This is a genomic window from Streptomyces sp. NPDC046335 (genome assembly GCF_055587985.1).
Window position 1 is genome coordinate 309,971 of the sequence record NZ_JBVJFF010000001.1, and the last position, 18,074, is coordinate 328,044.

At 72.9% G+C, this 18,074-nt stretch carries 10 protein-coding genes; 7 read left to right on the forward strand and 3 right to left on the reverse strand.

Annotated elements, in window-relative coordinates; all coding sequences use genetic code 11:
- The first annotated feature begins 23 nt into the window (after positions 1–23).
- The 4 genes from iolB (at position 24) to ACZ6JY_RS01360 (ending at position 6,071) form a co-directional block, all read left to right on the forward strand.
- On the forward strand, positions 24–836 hold the full coding sequence (iolB, locus tag ACZ6JY_RS01345) for a 5-deoxy-glucuronate isomerase (protein WP_469191034.1): 813 nt from the start codon (positions 24–26) through the stop codon (positions 834–836).
- Complete coding sequence (gene iolD / locus ACZ6JY_RS01350) at positions 833–2,731, forward strand: 3D-(3,5/4)-trihydroxycyclohexane-1,2-dione acylhydrolase (decyclizing) (protein ID WP_469191036.1); 1,899 nt, start codon at positions 833–835, stop codon at positions 2,729–2,731. The genes iolB and iolD overlap by 4 nt, the downstream gene beginning before the upstream one ends.
- Before the next feature lie 17 nt (positions 2,732–2,748).
- A complete protein-coding gene (gene mmsA, locus ACZ6JY_RS01355) occupies positions 2,749–4,260 on the forward strand; it encodes a CoA-acylating methylmalonate-semialdehyde dehydrogenase (protein WP_469191038.1) in 1,512 nt (503 codons plus the stop codon).
- 383 nt (positions 4,261–4,643) lie between these two features.
- Positions 4,644–6,071 carry an APC family permease gene (locus ACZ6JY_RS01360; RefSeq protein WP_469191040.1) on the forward strand — a complete coding sequence of 476 codons (1,428 nt, stop codon included), beginning with the start codon at positions 4,644–4,646 and terminating at the stop codon, positions 6,069–6,071.
- Positions 6,072–6,129: 58 nt separating this feature from the next.
- Here the strand turns inward: ACZ6JY_RS01360 and ACZ6JY_RS01365 are convergent, their stop codons facing one another.
- Positions 6,130–7,359 carry a threonine synthase gene (locus tag ACZ6JY_RS01365; protein ID WP_469191042.1) on the reverse strand — a complete coding sequence of 410 codons (1,230 nt, stop codon included), beginning with the start codon at positions 7,357–7,359 and terminating at the stop codon, positions 6,130–6,132.
- Positions 7,360–7,507: 148 nt separating this feature from the next.
- Between ACZ6JY_RS01365 and ACZ6JY_RS01370 the strand changes: the two genes are divergently transcribed.
- The 3 genes from ACZ6JY_RS01370 (at position 7,508) to ACZ6JY_RS01380 (ending at position 12,869) form a co-directional block, all read left to right on the forward strand.
- A complete protein-coding gene (locus ACZ6JY_RS01370; RefSeq protein ID WP_469191044.1) occupies positions 7,508–10,195 on the forward strand; it encodes an alpha/beta fold hydrolase in 2,688 nt (895 codons plus the stop codon).
- Complete coding sequence (locus tag ACZ6JY_RS01375) at positions 10,192–11,061, forward strand: ABC transporter permease (protein ID WP_469191046.1); 870 nt, start codon at positions 10,192–10,194, stop codon at positions 11,059–11,061. Before ACZ6JY_RS01370 ends, ACZ6JY_RS01375 begins: the two co-directional genes overlap by 4 nt.
- Before the next feature lie 173 nt (positions 11,062–11,234).
- The gene (locus tag ACZ6JY_RS01380; RefSeq protein ID WP_469191048.1) at positions 11,235–12,869 is read left to right on the forward strand and encodes a vWA domain-containing protein; all 1,635 of its coding nucleotides are present in this window, start codon (positions 11,235–11,237) and stop codon (positions 12,867–12,869) included.
- Between the two features lie 83 nt (positions 12,870–12,952).
- Here ACZ6JY_RS01380 and lacZ read toward each other — a convergent pair whose 3' ends face one another.
- Positions 12,953–16,174, reverse strand: coding sequence for a beta-galactosidase, LacZ type (gene lacZ, locus ACZ6JY_RS01385; protein ID WP_469191050.1), 3,222 nt, complete (start codon positions 16,172–16,174; stop codon positions 12,953–12,955).
- Positions 16,175–16,327: 153 nt separating this feature from the next.
- The gene (locus tag ACZ6JY_RS01390) at positions 16,328–18,073 is read right to left on the reverse strand and encodes an arabinofuranosyltransferase AftB family protein (protein ID WP_469191052.1); all 1,746 of its coding nucleotides are present in this window, start codon (positions 18,071–18,073) and stop codon (positions 16,328–16,330) included.
- Between the last annotated feature and the right edge of the window lies 1 nt (position 18,074).

Sequence of the window (18,074 nt, forward strand, 5' to 3'; positions counted from 1 at the left end):
GAGAGAGGCTCTGGAGGCCCCATATGACGTACGTGCCGAAAGGGAGTGCGAGCGACGGTCCGTACGCCCTCGACATCGACCCGAAGAGGGCAGGGTGGGCCTACTCCGCGCTGCGTGTCGTCGAGATTCCGCCCGGCGGCACGCACGCCTTCACCACCGGTGAGAGTGAATGGATCGTGTTGCCGCTGACCGGCGGCTGTACGGTGCACGCGGAAGACGGGATCATCGAACTCCTGGGCCGGGAGAGCGTGTTCAGCGGAGTCTCCGACTTCGCTTACGTGCCCCGCGACGCCCAGGTCCACATCGCCTCCGGCGCGGGAGGCCGCTTCGCCCTGGCAGGAGCGAAGTGCGAGCGTCGACTCCCCGCCCGCTACGGCTCCGCGCCGGAGGTACCCATCGAGAGCCGCGGGAGCGGCACCTGCGCCCGCGAGGTCCGGGGCTTCGCGGCAGCCGACGCCTTCGAGTGCGACCGCCTCATCGCGGTGGAGGTGATCACGCCCGGCGGCAACTGGTCCTCGTACCCGCCGCACAAGCACGACGAGCACCGTCCGGGCGTCGAGACCGAGCTCGAAGAGATCTACTACTTCGAGATCGAGGCCCACGGAGGGCGTGACGGATTCGGATATCAGCGGGTTTTCCCCTCCCGTGACGGTGGTACCGACGTCCTTGCCGAGGTCCGCACCGGCGACGCCGTCCTGGTGCCCGACGGCTGGCACGGCCCGTCCGTCGCCCAGCCGGGGCACGCGATGTACTACCTGAACGTGATGGCCGGACCCGGCGACGAGAGGGAGTGGAGGATCTGCTTCCACCCCGACCACACGGAGGGATATCGATGACGGGGACTCCGGCGAACACCGCGGGCAGCGTCAGGCTGACCACGGCGCAGGCACTCGTACGCTTCCTGACCAGGCAGTTCACCGAGCGGGACGGCACCAGGCAGCGGCTCATCGGCGCGACCTGGGGCATCTTCGGGCACGGCAACGTGGCGGGGGTCGGCCAGGCGCTCGTGGAGTACGCCGAAGACATGCCGTTCCACCAGGGCCGCAACGAGCAGGCCATGGTGCACGCCGCCGTCGGCTACGCCCGTCAGTCCGGCCGGCTCGCCACCCACGCGGTCACCACGTCCATCGGGCCCGGCGCCACCAACCTCGTCACCGGCGCCGCGCTCGCCACCGTCAACCGCCTGCCGGTGCTGCTGCTGCCCGGCGACACCTTCGCCGCCCGGCCCGCCGACCCGGTGCTCCAGCAGCTCGAAGTGCCGTACGCGGGCGACGTGTCCGTCAACGACTGCCTGCGGCCCGTGTCCCGGTACTTCGACCGCGTCACCCGGCCCGAGGCCCTGATCCCGGCCGCCCTCGCCGCGATGCGGGTGCTCACCGACCCCGCCGAGACCGGCGCCGTCACGCTCGCCCTGCCGCAGGACGTGCAGGCGGAGGCGTACGACTGGCCCGAGGAGTTCTTCGCCGAGCGGGTGTGGACCGTACGCAGGCAGGCCCCCGACCCGCGGGAACTCGCCGAAGCCGCGGACCTGGTGCGCGCGGCGCGGCGGCCCCTGATCGTCGCGGGCGGCGGCGTCCACCACAGCGCCGCAGAGGACGCCCTGCGCGGCCTCGCCGACGCCACCGGCATCCCCGTCGCCTCCACCCAGGCGGGCAAGGGCTCCCTGCGCTTCGACCACCCGGCGGACGTCGGCGGCATCGGGCACACCGGCACGGCCCCCGCGAACGAACTGGCCCGCGCCGCCGACCTGGTGATCGGCGTCGGCACCCGCTACAGCGACTTCACCACGGCCTCCGGCACCCTCTTCGAGGCGCCCGGAGTGCGCTTCCTGAACCTGAACGTCACGCCCTTCGACGGGCACAAGATGGCGGGCGCCACCCTGATCGCCGACGCCCGCGCCGGGCTCGAAGCGCTCACCGAGGCGCTGGACGGGTACCGCGTCGAGCCCACCTTCTCCCTCGACTACCGGGGCGACAAGGCGCGCTGGGAGCAGCGCGTCGACGCCGCCTACGGCGCGGACGAGCCGGACGTGCGCCCCAGCCAGACCCAGGTACTCGGGGTGCTCGACGAGGTGGTGACCGACGAGGACATCGTCATCAACGCCGCCGGTTCGCTCCCCGGTGACCTGCACAAACTGTGGCGCACACGGTCGGCGCGGCAGTACCACGTCGAGTACGGCTACTCCTGCATGGGCTACGAGATCCCGGCGTCGATCGGCGTGGCGCTCGCCGCGCCGGGGCGGCCGGTGTGGGCGCTGGTCGGCGACGGCACGTATCTGATGAACCCGACGGAGATCGTCACGGCCGTCCAGGAGAACATCCCGGTCAAGGTCGTCATCCTGCAGAACCACGGCTACGCCTCGATCGGCGGGCTCTCGGCCTCGGTGGGCGGCGAGCGGTTCGGCACGGCCTACCGCTTCCGGGCGGACGACGGCACGTACACCGGAGGGCCGCTGCCGGTCGACCTGGCGGCCAACGCGGCCTCGCTGGGCATGCGTGTGCTGCGCGCGAAAACCGTCCGTGAGCTGCGCGAGGCCCTGCGGGAGGCGCGCGGCGCAGACCGTCCCACATGTGTCTATGTGGAGACGGAAACGGCAGACATTGTGTCGGGCCCGCCTCCCGCGCAGGCGTGGTGGGATGTGCCCGTGGCCGAGACGGCGACCCGGGTGTCCGCGGTCAAGGCCAGGGAAGAGTACGACCGGCACGTCGCTGCCCGACGCCGCCACCTGTGAGAGTAGGGATGTTTGTCATGACGAAGACCGTCAATCACTGGATCGGTGGAAAGCCCGTCGAGAGGGCCGCGGGCGCGTCCGGATCGTACGGCCCGGTCACCGACCCGGCGACCGGCGCCGTCACGACGCAGGTCGCGTTCGCGTCGGTCGACGAGGTGGACGCCGCCGTGGCCTCGGCCCGCGAGGCCTTCGCGGCCTGGGGCAAGTCCTCGCTCGCCAAGCGCACCGCGATCCTCTTCAAGTTCCGCGCGCTCCTTGACGCCAACCGCGACGCGATCGCCGAGCTGATCGTCGCCGAGCACGGCAAGGTGCACTCGGACGCGCTCGGCGAGGTCGCCCGCGGCCTGGAGATCGTCGACCTGGCCTGCGGCATCACCGTGCAGCTCAAGGGCGAGCTGTCGACGGAGGTGGCGAGCCGCGTGGACGTGGCGTCCATCCGCCAGCCGCTGGGCGTCGTCGCGGGCATCACGCCGTTCAACTTCCCCGCCATGGTGCCGATGTGGATGTTCCCGCTGGCCATCGCGTGCGGCAACACCTTCGTGCTCAAGCCGAGCGAGAAGGACCCGTCCGCGTCGATGAAGATCGCGGAGCTGCTGAGCGAGGCCGGCCTTCCCGACGGCGTCTTCAACGTCGTGCACGGCGACAAGGTGGCCGTCGACCGCCTCCTGGAGCACCCGGACGTAGCGGCCGTCTCCTTCGTGGGCTCCACTCCCATCGCCCGCCACATCCACGCCACCGCCTCCGCCAACGGCAAGCGCGTACAGGCGCTCGGCGGCGCCAAGAACCACATGCTGGTCCTGCCCGACGCGGACCTGGACGCGGCGGCCGACGCCGCCGTCTCGGCGGCCTACGGCTCCGCGGGCGAGCGCTGCATGGCCATCTCGGCCGTCGTCGCGGTCGGTTCGGTCGCCGACGAGCTGGTGGGCAAGATCAAGGAGCGCGCCGAGAAGATCAAGATCGGCCCCGGCAACGACTCCACCTCCGAGATGGGCCCGCTGATCACCGCGGCCCACCGCGACAAGGTCGCCTCGTACGTCACGGGCGCCGCCGCCGAGGGCTGCGAGGTCGTCCTCGACGGCACCGGCTACACGGTCGAGGGCCACGAGGACGGCCACTGGATCGGCCTCTCCCTGCTCGACCGCGTCCCGACGACCGCCAAGGCCTACCGGGACGAGATCTTCGGCCCGGTCCTGTGCGTGCTGCGCGTCGACACGTACGAGGAGGGCGTCGCCCTCATGAACGCCTCGCCGTTCGGCAACGGCACCGCGATCTTCACCCGTGACGGCGGCGCGGCCCGCCGCTTCCAGCTGGAGATCGAGGCGGGCATGGTCGGCGTGAACGTGCCGATCCCGGTGCCGGTGGGCTACCACTCCTTCGGCGGCTGGAAGGACTCCCTCTTCGGGGACCACCACGTCTACGGCAACGACGGCACGCACTTCTACACGCGCGGCAAGGTCATCACCACCCGCTGGCCCGACCCGTCGGACGCGCCGGCCGGGGTCGACCTGGGCTTCCCGCGCAACCACTGAGTCACCGGCGCGTGACAGCGCGTGGAGGAAGGTCGTCCGGTATCCGGACGACCTTCCTTCTTTTTTAACGCCGTCTTTGCGGTTCCCGTGCACACGGTGCAATACGGGCAGCGAAGGTGTCCGCATGGATATGCCTGTGAAGACAAGGTCAACAACGAGAGCCGACTACTCATTGCCACCCATGAGCACAAACTCTTGGGAAAGCCAGGCGACTTGGGTCGGCAGGGCGCTGCGGATTCCGTAGGTAAATGACCGTTGACGTTCCGGTTATCGCCGGGGTTCGATGACGCGCCGGGAGCCACTGACAGACGCTCGACTGCCTTCGGAGGCGATAGGGCTCCCGCCGCAGCACCCGCCGCACGAGTCGATCGGAACCGCGCCGTATGAGCGATACGCTTCGCCCGCCCACGCCCGCCACCACGGCCGACGCCCCTCCGGCGCCGGTGGCCGTGCCGGGTGATCCCCAGAAGCTCAAGCGTTCCATCGGCGTCGTGGGAGGCACCCTCCTGACGCTGTCCTGCGTGACGCCCGCCTCCACGCTCTTCGTGGTCGTCCCCGACCTCTTCTCCTCGCTCGGCACCGCGACCGCGCTCACCATCGCGATCGGCTCCCTGCTCTGCGTGGGCGTGGCGTTCTGCTACTCCGAGCTGGGCACGCTCATCCCCAGCGCGGGCGGCGAGTACGCGATGGTCTCCACGATGGCGGGACGCCTGGCCGGCTGGCTGGTCTTCGTCCTGTCCCTCCTGGTCGTGATGATCGTGCCGCCCGTGATCGCCATGGGCACCGCCGACTACCTGGCGCCGGTCCTCGACCTCGACCCGTCCTACGCGGGCGCCGGCGTCATGATCCTCGCCACCCTCGCCGGCCTGCTCGACCTGCGCGCCAACGCCTGGATCACCGGCATCTTCCTCGTCCTCGAAGTCATCGCGGCGGGCCTCGTGGCCGTACTCGGCTTCGCGCACGCCGAACGGGGCGCGGGCAGCCTCGTGGACCTGTCGGTGGCGGGCTCAGGGCCCGGCGGCGTCGACACCGTCACGGCCATGCTGATCGTCTCCGGCCTCGCGATCGCCCTCTTCATCACGCAGGGCTTCTCCACGGCCGTCTACCTCTCCGAGGAGCTGGAGAACCCGCGCCGCAACGTCGCGCGCACCGTCCTCGCCACCCTCGCCATCTCCTCCGTCATCATCCTGGTGCCGGTCGTCGCGATCACCATGGGCGCGGAGAGCCTGACGGCCATCACCGAGGGCGACATCAGCGCCATGGTGACGGCCTGGTCCAACTCGGCCGTCGGTACGTTCGTCAGCCTCTGCGTGGCCCTCGCGATCATCAACGCGGGCATCGTCATGGTCATCCAGAACTCCCGCGTCCTGTTCGCCTCGGCCCGCGACAAGGCGTGGCCCTCGCCGGTGAACAAGGCCCTGTCGAAGCTCGGCGCCTCCGGCGCGCCGTGGGTGGCCACGCTGCTCGTGGGAGTACCCGGAGCACTCCTGTGCTTCGTCAACCTCGACACGCTGTACGGGGTGACCGGGGTCTCCGTGACCGGCATGTACCTGCTGGTGGCGGTGGCCGCGCTGCTGGCCAGGCGGGGCGGCCACGGCCACCGGTCGGCCTGGCGGATGCCGCTGTGGCCCGCGGTGCCGGTGGTGCTGATCGTGGTCCTCGCCTACGTGCTGAGCCAGCAGGAGCCCGGGTACCTCGTGTGGACCGGCGGGATCGTGGCGGCGGCGACGCTGTACTACGTCCTGTACCTGCGGCCGCGGCGGGAGACGCGCTGGCTGGTGAGCGTGCCGGAGGACGACGGGCAGGGCTGACCCCCGGCGCCCCCCGGCCCCCGAACGCCGGCCGGGCCGCGCGAACCGGCGGCCCGGCTCAGCGCCGCGCCGAGACCCGCCGCTCCACCTCCGCCCAGTCCTCGGGGTCCACCTCGGCGGAGCCGCCCGGGGACAGCAGGTCACGGTCCTTGAACCCGCTGGACGTGGACACGCACACCACGGGCCCCTCGGCGGAGGGGCCGAGCCGCCGGTACCCCGCGAGCCCGGCGGCGGCGGAAAGCTCGGCCCACAGGCCGGCCCCGGCGAGCTCCGAACGCGCCGCGGCCATCTCCGCGTCGGAGACCAGCAGGGCCCGCCCCCCGCTCTCCCGGACCGCCACGACCCCGCGGTACCCGCCGACCGGCGAACTGATCGCGTAGGCGGCGGTCTCCCCGACGGGGACTTGGGTGGCGGGCACCCCGTCCCGCAGCGCGGCGGCGAGCGGGCCCCCGGCCGCGGGCTCACAGGAGTAGAGCCGCGGCACCCGGTCGGCGAGCCCCAGGGCGACCAGCTCCGTGAACCCCTTCCAGACGCCGAAGAGCAGCTCCCCGTACCCCGTGGGCAGGAACACGGCACCGGGCACGCCGAGCTCCGTGAAGATCTCGTAGGCCAGGGTCTTGTACCCCTCGGGCCCGAAGGCGTGCCCGGTGTGCGTGGGCGTCACGTTGCTGACGGGGTGGTAGCCGAACCGCTCCACGATCCTGCGCAGCAGCGGCCACCGCGCCTCCACGGGCACGGACAGCACCACGGCCCCGTACGCCCGCAGGAACGCCTCCACCGCGGGCGGCGTCCCCGTCGAGCCGATCACGACGCAGCGCAGTCCGGCCCGCGCCGCGTACGCGGCCGCCGAGGCCCCGTGGTTGCCCGACGAGGCGACGACGACGCCCTCCGCGCCCGCGCCGACGGCGGCGCCGACCGTGACGCGGTTGATGCGGTCCTTGTGGCTCCAGGTCGGATTGCGGGACTCGTCCTTGATCCAGAGGCCGTCGCCGAGGGGGACGAGGGGCGTGCCGCCCTCCCCGAGCCCCGGCGCGAGCAGCGGCGGCAGGAGCGGGGCCCACCGGTCGTGGCCGCGCGGCTGCCCGGCGGCGGTGGCGAACAGGCCGGCCGGGACCTCGTCGTAGGCGTAGTCGACCTCTACGGGGTACGAGACGCTCTCCGTGCTGGTCACCGGGCAGCCGGCGGTCAGCGGAGGCCACAGCGGGAAACGGACGGCAGGGTCGCCGAGCGAGCGCTGGCCGGTGGCGAGCGATTCCCGGGATGTCATGGGTGCGGACGGGGATGTCATGGGTGCAGACTCTATTCACCCCTGACGCGCCACGGCCCGCGTACCACGGCGGCGGTATGCCGGGCGCGGAGCGTACTCCCGCGGGAGGGCGCACAGTTCAGTCCGCCGGTTGCCCCGGTTGTCGGTCCTCGCCCGTACGGTTGACGTCATGGATCTACGACTGCCCAGGCCCAGGACGGGGACGGGGCCCGAGAGCGGCCCCGTGCGCACAAGGGGCGGCCCGCGGCGGCTGGTCGCCGCCGCGGCCGCCGTCGTGCTGCTCGCGGGCGCGGGCACCTGGACGGCCGTCGCCTCGGACGAGGGTCCCGCGGTGCACAGGGCCGACGGGACGCTCGACACCGGCGGCGCGAAAATCGACACCTCGTACTTCACGGCGGGCGACCCCGCGGACAAGCGCCCCGCGGTCCTCATCGGCCACGGCTTCGGCGGCAGCAAGAACGACGTGCGGGACCAGGCGGAGGCCCTGGCCGAGGACGGGTACGCGGTCCTGACCTGGTCGGCGCGCGGCTTCGGGAAGTCCACCGGCAAGATCGGCCTCAACGACCCGAAGGGCGAGGTCGCCGACGTCTCCAAGATGATCGACTGGCTGGCGAAGCGCCCCGAGGTGCGGCTCGACAAGGACGGCGACCCGCGCGTGGGCGTCACCGGCGCCTCGTACGGAGGCGCGGTGTCGCTGCTCGCGGCCGGACACGACCGCCGGGTGGACGCCATCGCCCCCCAGATCACGTACTGGAACCTCGCGGACGCCCTCTTCCCCCAAGGCGTCTTCAAGAAGCTCTGGGCGGGCACGTTCATGAACGCCGGAGGCGGCTGCGACCAGTTCGAGAAGCGGCTGTGCGACATGTACGACCGGGTCGCGGTCGCCGGGAAGCCGGACGACGCCGCGCGGAAGCTGCTCGCCGAGCGCAGCCCGGCCGCCGTGGGCGACCGCATCAAGGTGCCGACGCTCCTCACCCAGGGGCAGACCGACTCCCTCTTCCCGCTCGGCCAGGGCGACGCCATCGCCAAGGCGATCCGCGCCAACCACGCGCCCGTGAAGGTGGACTGGATCGCGGGCGGCCACGACGGGGGCGACCGCGAGCGCGGCCGGGTGGAGCAGCGCGTCACCACGTGGTTCGACCGCTATCTGAAGGACGACAAGGGCGTCGACACCGGCCCCGCGTTCCGGGTCACCCGCACCGGAGGCATGGACTCCACCGACGGGGCCGCGCGGCTGCGCGGCGCGAGCTCCGACCGCTACCCGGGCCTGGAGAGCAACCCGCGCGCCGTGCCGCTCAGCGGGCGCGAGCAGACCTTCGACAACCCCGCGGGCGCCAGCCCGCCCGCCATCTCCGGCCTGCCGGGCATCGGCGCGGGCAACCTCTCCCAGATGTCCTCGCTCGGCGTCGGCGTCTCCCTCGACGTCCCCGGGCAGTACGCGAAGTTCGACTCACGGCCGCTCAAGGAAGACCTGCGGATCACCGGAACGCCGACCGCGCGCGTGCACGTGAAGTCCTCCGGCGAGGACACCGTCCTCTTCGCGAAGGTCTACGACGTCGGGCCCGGCGGCAAGCAGCGCGTCCTGCCCTCCCAACTGGTCGCTCCCGTACGTGTCGAGGGCACCAAGGCGGGCAAGGACGTCGAGCTGCGGCTGCCCGCCGTCGACCACGAGGCGCGAAAGGGCCACCGCCTGCGCCTCGTCGTCGCCTCGACCGACCTCGGCTATGCCTCGCCCGCCGAGCCCGCCAAGTACACCGTCTCCCTCAAGGGTGACCTGACGGTGCCGACGGCGTCCGGCGTGCGGACCGCCGCCGCGCCGATGCCCGCCTGGGTGTGGTGGCTGCCGGCCGCCGGAGCCGTGATCGCCCTCGCGCTGCTCGTCACCGGGCGGCGCCGCACGACGGCGCCCGCACCCGACCCGGAGCTGGCCGAAGTCCCCCTCCAGATCACGGACCTGAGCAAGCGGTACGCGAAGTCCAGCGACCGGTACGCCGTACGGGACGTGTCCTTCCGCGTGGAGAAGGGCCAGGTCCTCGGCCTGCTCGGACCCAACGGCGCGGGCAAGACGACGACCCTGCGCATGCTCATGGGCCTGATCCGGCCCGACGCGGGCGAGATCCACGTCTTCGGGCAGGCCATCAGGCCGGGCGCGCCGGTCCTCTCCCGGGTCGGCGCGTTCGTCGAGGGCGCCGGATTCCTGCCGCACCTCTCCGGCCGGGAGAACCTGGAGCTGTACTGGAAGGCCACCGGGCGCCCCGCCGAGGACGCCCACCTGGACGAGGCCCTGGAGATCGCCGGGCTCGGCACCGCGCTGGCCCGCGCCGTGCGGACGTACTCCCAGGGCATGCGGCAGCGCCTGGCCATCGCCCAGGCCATGCTCGGCATGCCCGACCTGCTGATCCTCGACGAGCCGACCAACGGCCTCGATCCGCCGCAGATCCGCGAGATGCGCGAGGTCATGATCCGGTACGCGCGCGGCGGGCGCACCGTCATCGTCTCCAGCCACCTCCTCGCCGAGGTCGAGCAGTCCTGCACGCACCTCGTCGTCATGGACCGCGGCCGCCTCGTCCAGGCCGGGCCCGTCGCCGAGATCGTCGGCTCCGGGGACACACTCCTGGTCGGCCTCGCGCAGGACGTCTCCGACCCGCTCGTCGAGAAGGTGGCCGCACTGCCCGGCGTGGCCTCGGCGGTCCGCGCCGACGACGGTCTGCTGGTCCGGCTCGACGGGACCGGGGCCGGGACCGCCGCGCGGCTCCTGCCCGAACTGGTGCGCCTGGAGGTGCCGGTGGAGTCCATGGGCCCGCACCGCCGCCTGGAAGACGCGTTCCTGACCCTGATCGGAGGAGGCGCCGCATGACCGCCACCGCAACCCCGGAGCGCGCCACGGCCCCCGGCTACCGCGCGGGCCGCACCCTGCCCCTGCGCGTGGAGGCCGTCCGCCAGCTCAAGCGGCGCCGCACCCTCGTCATGGGCGCCGTCATGGCGCTCCTGCCGGTGGTGCTCGTCATCGCCTTCGCCGTCGCCGGTGGCTCACCCGAGTCCCGCAGCGGCCGGGTGACGCTGATGGACACGGCCACGGCGTCGGCCGCGAACTTCACGGCGACCGCGCTGTTCGTGTCGGCGGGCTTCCTCCTCGTCATCCCCGTGGCCCTGTTCTGCGGGGACACCGTCGCCTCCGAGGCGAGCTGGTCGTCCCTGCGGTATCTCCTCGCGGCGCCCGTGCCGCGGTCCCGGCTGCTCTGGTCCAAGCTCACCGTCGCGCTCGGCCTCAGCGCCGCGGCGATGGTGCTGCTGCCGCTGGTCGCGCTGGCGATCGGCACGGTGGCGTACGGCTGGGGGCCGCTGGAGATACCCACCGGCGGCGCGCTGCCCGCGGGCACGGCGGTGCAGCGCCTGCTGGTCGTCGTCGCGTTCATCTTCGTCTCCCAACTGGTCACGGCAGGCCTCGCGTTCTGGCTGTCGACGCGGACCGACGCGCCGCTGGGCGCAGTCGGCGGCGCGGTCGGCCTGACCATCGTCGGCAATGTCCTCGACGCCGTCACGGCGCTCGGCCACTGGCGCGACTTCCTCCCGGCCCACTGGCAGTTCGCCTGGGCCGACGCCATCCAGCCGACCCCCGAATGGGGCGGCATGATCCAGGGCTCGGCGGTCTCGGTGACGTACGCCCTGGTGCTGTTCGCCCTGGCGTTCCGTGGCTTCGCGCGGAAGGACGTGGTGTCGTAGGGGCCGCTCCCCGGGGGCGTCTGCCGTCCTGCCCATGCCGGGTCCGGTCGTCGTGAGCCCCCCGCCGGGCCGGCCCCGTGGCCGCATCGAGACGTATCCGCAATGTCTCGGGGCGATCGTTCGGAGGGGCTTCCGCGTCACAGTCGGGAAGACCGACGACGCGAGGGGGAGAGATGCGGACCCGGAAGATACGGCACGGGGTGGTCGCCGTGGCGGTGGCGGGCGGGCTCCTGCTGACCGGCTGCAACAGCGGCGGCTCCGGCGGGCTCGACCGTACGGCCGACGGCAAGGGCAGGCAGCGGGCCGACGGCACCGCACCGCTCCCCGCCCCGGCCCCCGACTCGCCCGACGGCGGCAAGGGCGACGCGGCCACCCCCGGCGGCCCCGACGACCCCCCGGCCACGCCCGACCACCTCTCCACCTTCGCCCTCGACGTGGACACCGCCTCGTACGGCTACGCGCGCCGCACCCTCGCCGAGGGACGGCTGCCCGACCCGGCGACGGTCCGCCCCGAGGAGTTCGTCAACAGCTTCCGCCAGGACTACCCCCGGCCGGACGGCGACGGCTTCTCGGTCAGCGTGGACGGCGCCCGTACCGGCGACGACGGCTGGTCGCTGCTGCGCGTCGGCCTCGCCACCAGGGGTGACGACGGGGAGTCCGGACGGCCGCCCGCCGCCCTGACCTTCGTCATCGACGTCTCCGGCTCCATGGCCGAGCCCGGCCGCCTCGACCTCGTCAAGGAGTCGCTCGGCATCATGACCGACCGGCTGCGCCCCGACGACTCCGTCGCCCTCGTCACCTTCAGCGACACCGCGGAGACGGTCCTGCCGATGACCCGCCTCGGCGACACCGGCGCCGGCCGCGGCCGCGTCCACAGGGCGATCAGCGGTCTGGAGCCCACGCAGTCCACCAACCTCGAAGCGGGCATCACCACCGGTTACGACACCGCCGTACGCGGCAGGGAACGCGGCGCGACCAACCGCGTCGTGCTGCTCTCCGACGCCCTCGCCAACACCGGCGACACCAGCGCCGACGGCATCCTCGACCGCGTCTCCGACGCCCGCCGCGAGCACGGCATCACCCTCTTCGGGGTCGGGGTCGGCAGCGACTACGGCGACGCCCTCATGGAGCGGCTCGCCGACAAGGGCGACGGCCACACCACGTACGTGTCGGACGCGGAGGAGGCCCGCGAGGTCTTCTGCGAGCAGCTTCCGGCCCACGTCGAGCTGCGGGCGCGGGACGCGAAGGCGCAGGTCGCCTTCGACCCGGAGAACGTGGAGCAGTTCCGCCTCATCGGCTACGAGAACCGTGCCGTCGCCGACGACGACTTCCGCGACGACTCCGTGGACGGCGGTGAGATCGGCCCCGGCCACACGGTGACCGCGCTGTACGCGGTGCGTGCGAAGCCGGGGGCCGAGGGGCATCTCGCGACGGCTCGCGTGCGCTGGCTCGACCCGGAGAGCCGGGCCCCGCGCGAAGCGTCCGGACGGGTCCGGGCGGCCGACCTGGAGGGGACGCTGTGGCGTGCCGACGGCGGCCTCCGGGTGGCCGCCGTCGCCGCGTACTTCGCGGACGCGCTGCGGGGCCGCGGCGGCGGTGGGTACGACGCGCCCAAGGACGCCGCGCCGCTGCCGGGGGCGCCGTCGCTGCCCGAGCTGGCTCGGCGCGCGGACGCGTTGCCCGGCGGCGGGAAGCAGGTGCGGGACCTGGCCGGCGCCGTCGACCAGGCCGTGCGGCTCACCGGCCGGGCGCCGAGCGCCGACTCGCCCCGGGGGGAGATCCCACCCGGGGCGGGCCTTGCCGGATGACCGCCGTCCGCTTCATCTCTGTCCGCGGCGCCGTCGTGGCTGGTCGCGCAGTTCCCCGCGCCCCAAAAGGGGCCCGGTCGTCCCTAACGGGGGTCGGCCGCCCGCAGCCGGTAGGCGTACGTGTACGTGCGGCCCGCGTGGAGCAGGTACTTCTCCTCCGGGGGCGCGCCCCATGAGTCGTTGCCGCCCACTCCCATCTGGCGGTGGTTGACGGCCAGGAAGGTCTCCGCGCGGCCCGTCACGTCGTGCGGGTGGCGCGGGCCCTCCAGGTCGGCCGGCGTGTGGTGCAGGGCGCTGAACTCCAGGAACGGCTCCCCGTCCGCCGGGTCGGCGCGGACGACGAGGCCGTCCCCCGAGCGGTCGGTGAGCGTGACGCGGCGTACGTCGGTCTTGTTGCCGGTCTCCTGCGGCCGCAGGTACGGAGCGACCTGCTCGTCGACGGTCGAGCGGTAACGGCCGACCAGCGCACCGGACTTGCGGTCCTGGTAGTTCTCGTGCGGCCCGCGCCCGAGCCAGTCGAGCCGCTCGAACCCCGCGGGCAGCGTGAGCAGCGCCCCCACCACCGGCAGGTCGGGCAGTCCGTCGGCGGCCTCCAGGGTGTGCCTGACCCGCACCTCGCCGTCGCCGCGGACGGTGAACACCGTGCGCCAGGCGGACGCCTTCGGCGAGGTCGGCAGCGTGGCGCTCACCTCGATGGTGACCTCGCCGGGCGACGGCTGCGCGGCCTCGACCCCGGTGATCTTGACCTTGGCGCCCGCCTCGCGCCAGGTGGCGGCCTGCTCCGGGTACTTGCGGCCGATGTCGTTGTCGGTGGGGGCACGCCAGAGATGGGGCACGGGCCCGCCCGCGAGGAGCAGCCGTCCCTTGACCTTGTACGAGGAGAGGGTCCCCGTGGCCTTGGAGAGGACCAGTTCGAGGGCGCGGCCGGTGACCCGTACCTCCTTGTCGTCCTCGTGCAGGTCCAGGCGGGGCAGCGTGCCCGGCTCCGGATCGGCGGGGGCGGGCGAGTACCAGGCCAGGGCGAACTGGCCCACGGCCACGGTGTGCCCGGCCGGGGCCCAGTCGGCCTTCTTCCGCAGCGCGAAGGCGAGGTTCAGCCAGTACTCGGCGCCGGGCTCCGGGCGCGCGGGCTTCTCGTACGGGACGCGGACCGTGCCAAAGGCGCCGGGTGCCACGTCGGGCGCGGCCAGGGTTCCGTGCTGGATCTCCTCGCCGTCACGCGTGACGGTCCAGCGCAGCTCGTACGCGTCCAGAGCGGTGAAGAGGTGCTTGTTGGTGACGCGGACCGAGCCCGCGGTGAGGTCGTCCGCGGCGAAGGAGACCGGCTGGTAGACCTTCTTGATCTCCATGATGCCCGGGTGGAGCGCGCGGGTGGAGGCGACGAGGCCGTTGCCGCAGAAGTTGCCGTCGGTGGGGTAGCCGGGCTTCCAGTCCCCGCCGTAGGAGAGGTACGTGTGCTTGCGGTCGCCCGGTATGGGCAGCCGGATGCTCTGGTCGCACCAGTCCCAGACGAACGCGCCGTGCAGGTTCGGGTACTTCTCGAAGATCTCCCAGTACTCGGGGAGGTTGCCGCCGCTGTTGCCCATGGAGTGGCAGTACTCGCAGAGCATGTACGGCTTGGGGTCGCCGGACTTTCCGTACTTCTCGACGCCCGCGGGCTTGGTGTACATCTCGCTGTGCAGGTCGGCGACGGAGTTCATGCCCTCGTAGTGCACGGGCCGCGAGTCGTCGCGGGCGCGCACCCAGTCGGCCATGGCCTTGAAGTTGCCGCCCTGACCGGCCTCGTTGCCGAGCGACCAGACGACGACGCTCGGGTGGTTCTTGTCCCGCTCGACCATGGACCGGATGCGGTCCACGCAGTTGTCCGTCCACTCGGGCAGCGAGCCGGGGAGCCGGTCGCGCACGCCGTGCGTCTCCAGGTTGGTCTCGTCGATGACGTACAGGCCGTACTGGTCGCAGAGCTCCAGCCAGCGCGGGTGGTTGGGGTAGTGCGAGGTGCGCACGGCGTTGATGTTGTGCCGCTTCATGAGCAGCACGTCCTGGAGCATCACGGACTCCGGGACGGCCTGCCCGTGGTCGGGGTGGGACTCGTGCCGGTTGGTGCCGCGGAACATCACGGGGCGGCCATTGACCGTCAGCTTGCCGGGGCCGAAGTCCACCTGCCGGAAGCCGACGCGGGTGCGCTGCACGTCGACGGCCTTGCCGGAGCCGTCCCGCAGGGTGACGACGAGGGTATACAGATGGGGCTGCTCGGCCGACCAGAGCGCCGGTTTCCCGATGTCGGCCTTGAGGCGCAGGGGTTCACCGGGCACGGCGTCGCCGCCCAGCCGCCCGCCCGGCACGACCCGCCCTTCGGCGTCGTGCAGCACGGCGTCGACCCGGTGGGCCCGCCGCTCCTTGCCCCGCTCCCCGCCCCTTTCCCCGCCCCGGTCCCGCACGGTGACGGCGACGGACAGCTCCGCGTCGCGGAACGCCCCGTCGAGGCCGGTCCGCACCTCCAGGTCCTGCACGTGCACCTCCGGTACGGAGTACACGTACACGTCACGGAAGATCCCGGACAGGTCGATCATGTCCTGGTCCTCCAGCCAGCTTCCGTCGGACCACCGGTAGACCTCGACCGCCAGGGAGTTGGTGCCGGGGCGCAGGTGCTCGGTGACGTCGAACTCGGCCGGGGTGTAGCTGTCCTCGCTGTAGCCGACCTTCTCGCCGTTGACCCAGACGAAGAACGCGGACTTCACGCCCTGGAAGGAGAGCAGCGTGCGGCGCCCGCGCCAGGCGCGCGGCACGATGAAGGTGCGGCGGTAGGAGCCGACGGGGTTGAAGTCCTGGGGCACGTCGGGGAAGTCGGGCTTCTCGTAGCCCTCCCACGGGTACTTGATGTTGAGGTAGACCGGGTGCGGGTAGCCCTCGATCTCCCAGTTCGACGGGACGGTGATCCGGTCCCAGTCGCTCACGTCGTAGCCTTCGGCCTCGAAGCCGACCGGCCGCTTCTCCGGGTTCCTGGCCCAGTGGAACGCCCACCGGCCGTTCAGCGAGCGGTAGTAGGGCGACTTCGTCGACTCGCCGCGCAGGGCGTCGGCGGTGGAGGCGTACGGGATGAGGCGGGCGCGGGCGGGTTCTCTGTTGACCTGGAACACGCGGGGGTTCGCGTTCCACTCGGGCTTCCCGGCCGCCGCGGCGGTGGCCGCGCCGGTGGCTCTCCCGTGTGCGGCGAAGGCCTGCTTCTGCGAGGCGAAGGCGGCCCAGCCCGCAAGGGCGGTACCGGTGGCGAGGAGGGAACGGCGGCTCGGACGGTGGGCGCTCATGCGGCAACTCCGAACGTAAGACAACAAGAACCATCAGCTTCAGACGTAATCGCGCACAACACAAGACCCGTGCAAGCCATGGCCCCCGTCCTGCGCGGTGATCCCCCGACCGCGGCCTGAACCCCTTTCAGCTCGGCCCTGACAGGCTCCCCGTCAGCCCTGCGGCCCGCACGCCTCCCGCTCCGCCCGCACCGGATCGTTGGAGAACCGGAAGGAGGTGCGCTCCACGGCACCCGTCAGGTTCCGCCAGAACCGCCCCGCCGTCAGCGGCGCCCGCGTGGCCTCCCGCAGCTCCGCGAACGGCCCGCAGCGCAGGGCCCGCCGTGCGGCGTCCACGCGGGCGGGGTCCATGCCGGCGGGCAGCGCGCCGGGCATGCCGCGCTCGGCGACGATCCACTCGTCAGGAAGCCGTTTGTCGTGCCCCACCCGGCCGTTGAAGCTCTCGGAGTGGGCGGCCAGGGGATAGGCGAGCCCGATCGGGTCGAGCGCCGCCCCGGAGAGGGGGATGACGGTGCCGCTGAAGCCGAGGGTGTTGTAGACGCCGGTCACGCCGGGCCGCGCGGCAGGCAGCGCGGTATGGGCGAGCAGCAGCGTGCGCTGGCCCAGGAGCTCGCCCTCGCGCACGCTCTCGCGGACGAGCCGGGCGTACGCCATGTTGCCGGGCTGCCCGGCGAAGCCGTGGTGCACGGGGTGGGCCGCGGCGTTCTGGCGTACGTACACGCCGCGCTCGTCCGCGATCCCCTGCGGGCCGATCCGCCCCTCGTACGGAATCCGCAGGACCGCCCCGCAGGCCACGGCCCAGACCGCGACCCCGGCGGCCGCGATCGTCCACGCGCGCGCGGGGGGCACGAGGAAGACGGGCAGCAGCATCAGGAGCAGCCCCGGCAGGAACATCCGCCCGTGCATGAAGTCGCCGCCCACCCTGATGACGTACAGCCAGCACAGGGCGCCCGCGACCAGCGGGGCGGCCACGGGGACGAGCCGCCGGACGCTCGCGGCGGTCAGGGGGTTGGCCCGCCCGCGCGCGGGCAGGCACGCCAGGGCGGCGGCAAGGATGATCAGCAGCGGCAGCCACAGCACGTAGGGCCCGGCGAAGTCCCTGAGGTAGTCGAGACCCCGCCCCCACAGACTCCGCGAGGCCTCCTTGGTGACGCCCGGCAGCGGCATCAGATGCCCGTAGTACCCCATGCGGAAGACCTCGTACGCGAGGGGGAGCGCGCCCGCGGCCCCGGCGCCCGCGAGTACGCCGCGCCACGAGGGCCGCGCGGTCACCCACTGCCCCGCGAGGAAGACCGCGGAGACCAGCGCCAGGTCAGGCCGTACGAGCGGCCCGAGGCCGAGCACCGCGCACGTCACCGGGGAGCGCGGACGCGCGACGAGCGCGAGCCAGGCACCGGCGATCCAGCAGGTGGCGAGCCCGGTCTCCAGGCCGGAGGTGGCGAAGTCCCAGACCGGCGGCAGCGGGAGCAGCACCAGGGCTCCGCAGGGCAGCAGGAGGCGGTCCCCGCCGTACAGCCGGAGCGCCGCGAGACCGGCCAGCGCGAAGCCGGCGGCGGTGAGCAGCAGCCCGCCGTACACGGCCGCCGCGGCGACGTCGAAGCCGGGCGCGCCGGCCGCCACGAGCAGCCACTGCCACAGCGTCCCCGTGGACGACTCGGCGCGCTCCCCGGCGTTGAAGACGGGCCCGTTGCCGGCGAGGACCTGCCGGACCGTACGCACGTAGATGTGTCCGTCGTCCGACATCCACCGCCGCTGGAAGCCGGCCACGGCGACGGCGAGGGCGGGCAGCAGGCAGAGCCCGACGCGCAGGAGCCCGCGCCATCGCCCGAGCCCCGCGCCGTCGGAGCGCTCGGCGGCGGGCCGCGCCGCACGGACACCGGAGGAGTACGTAGACGTCATG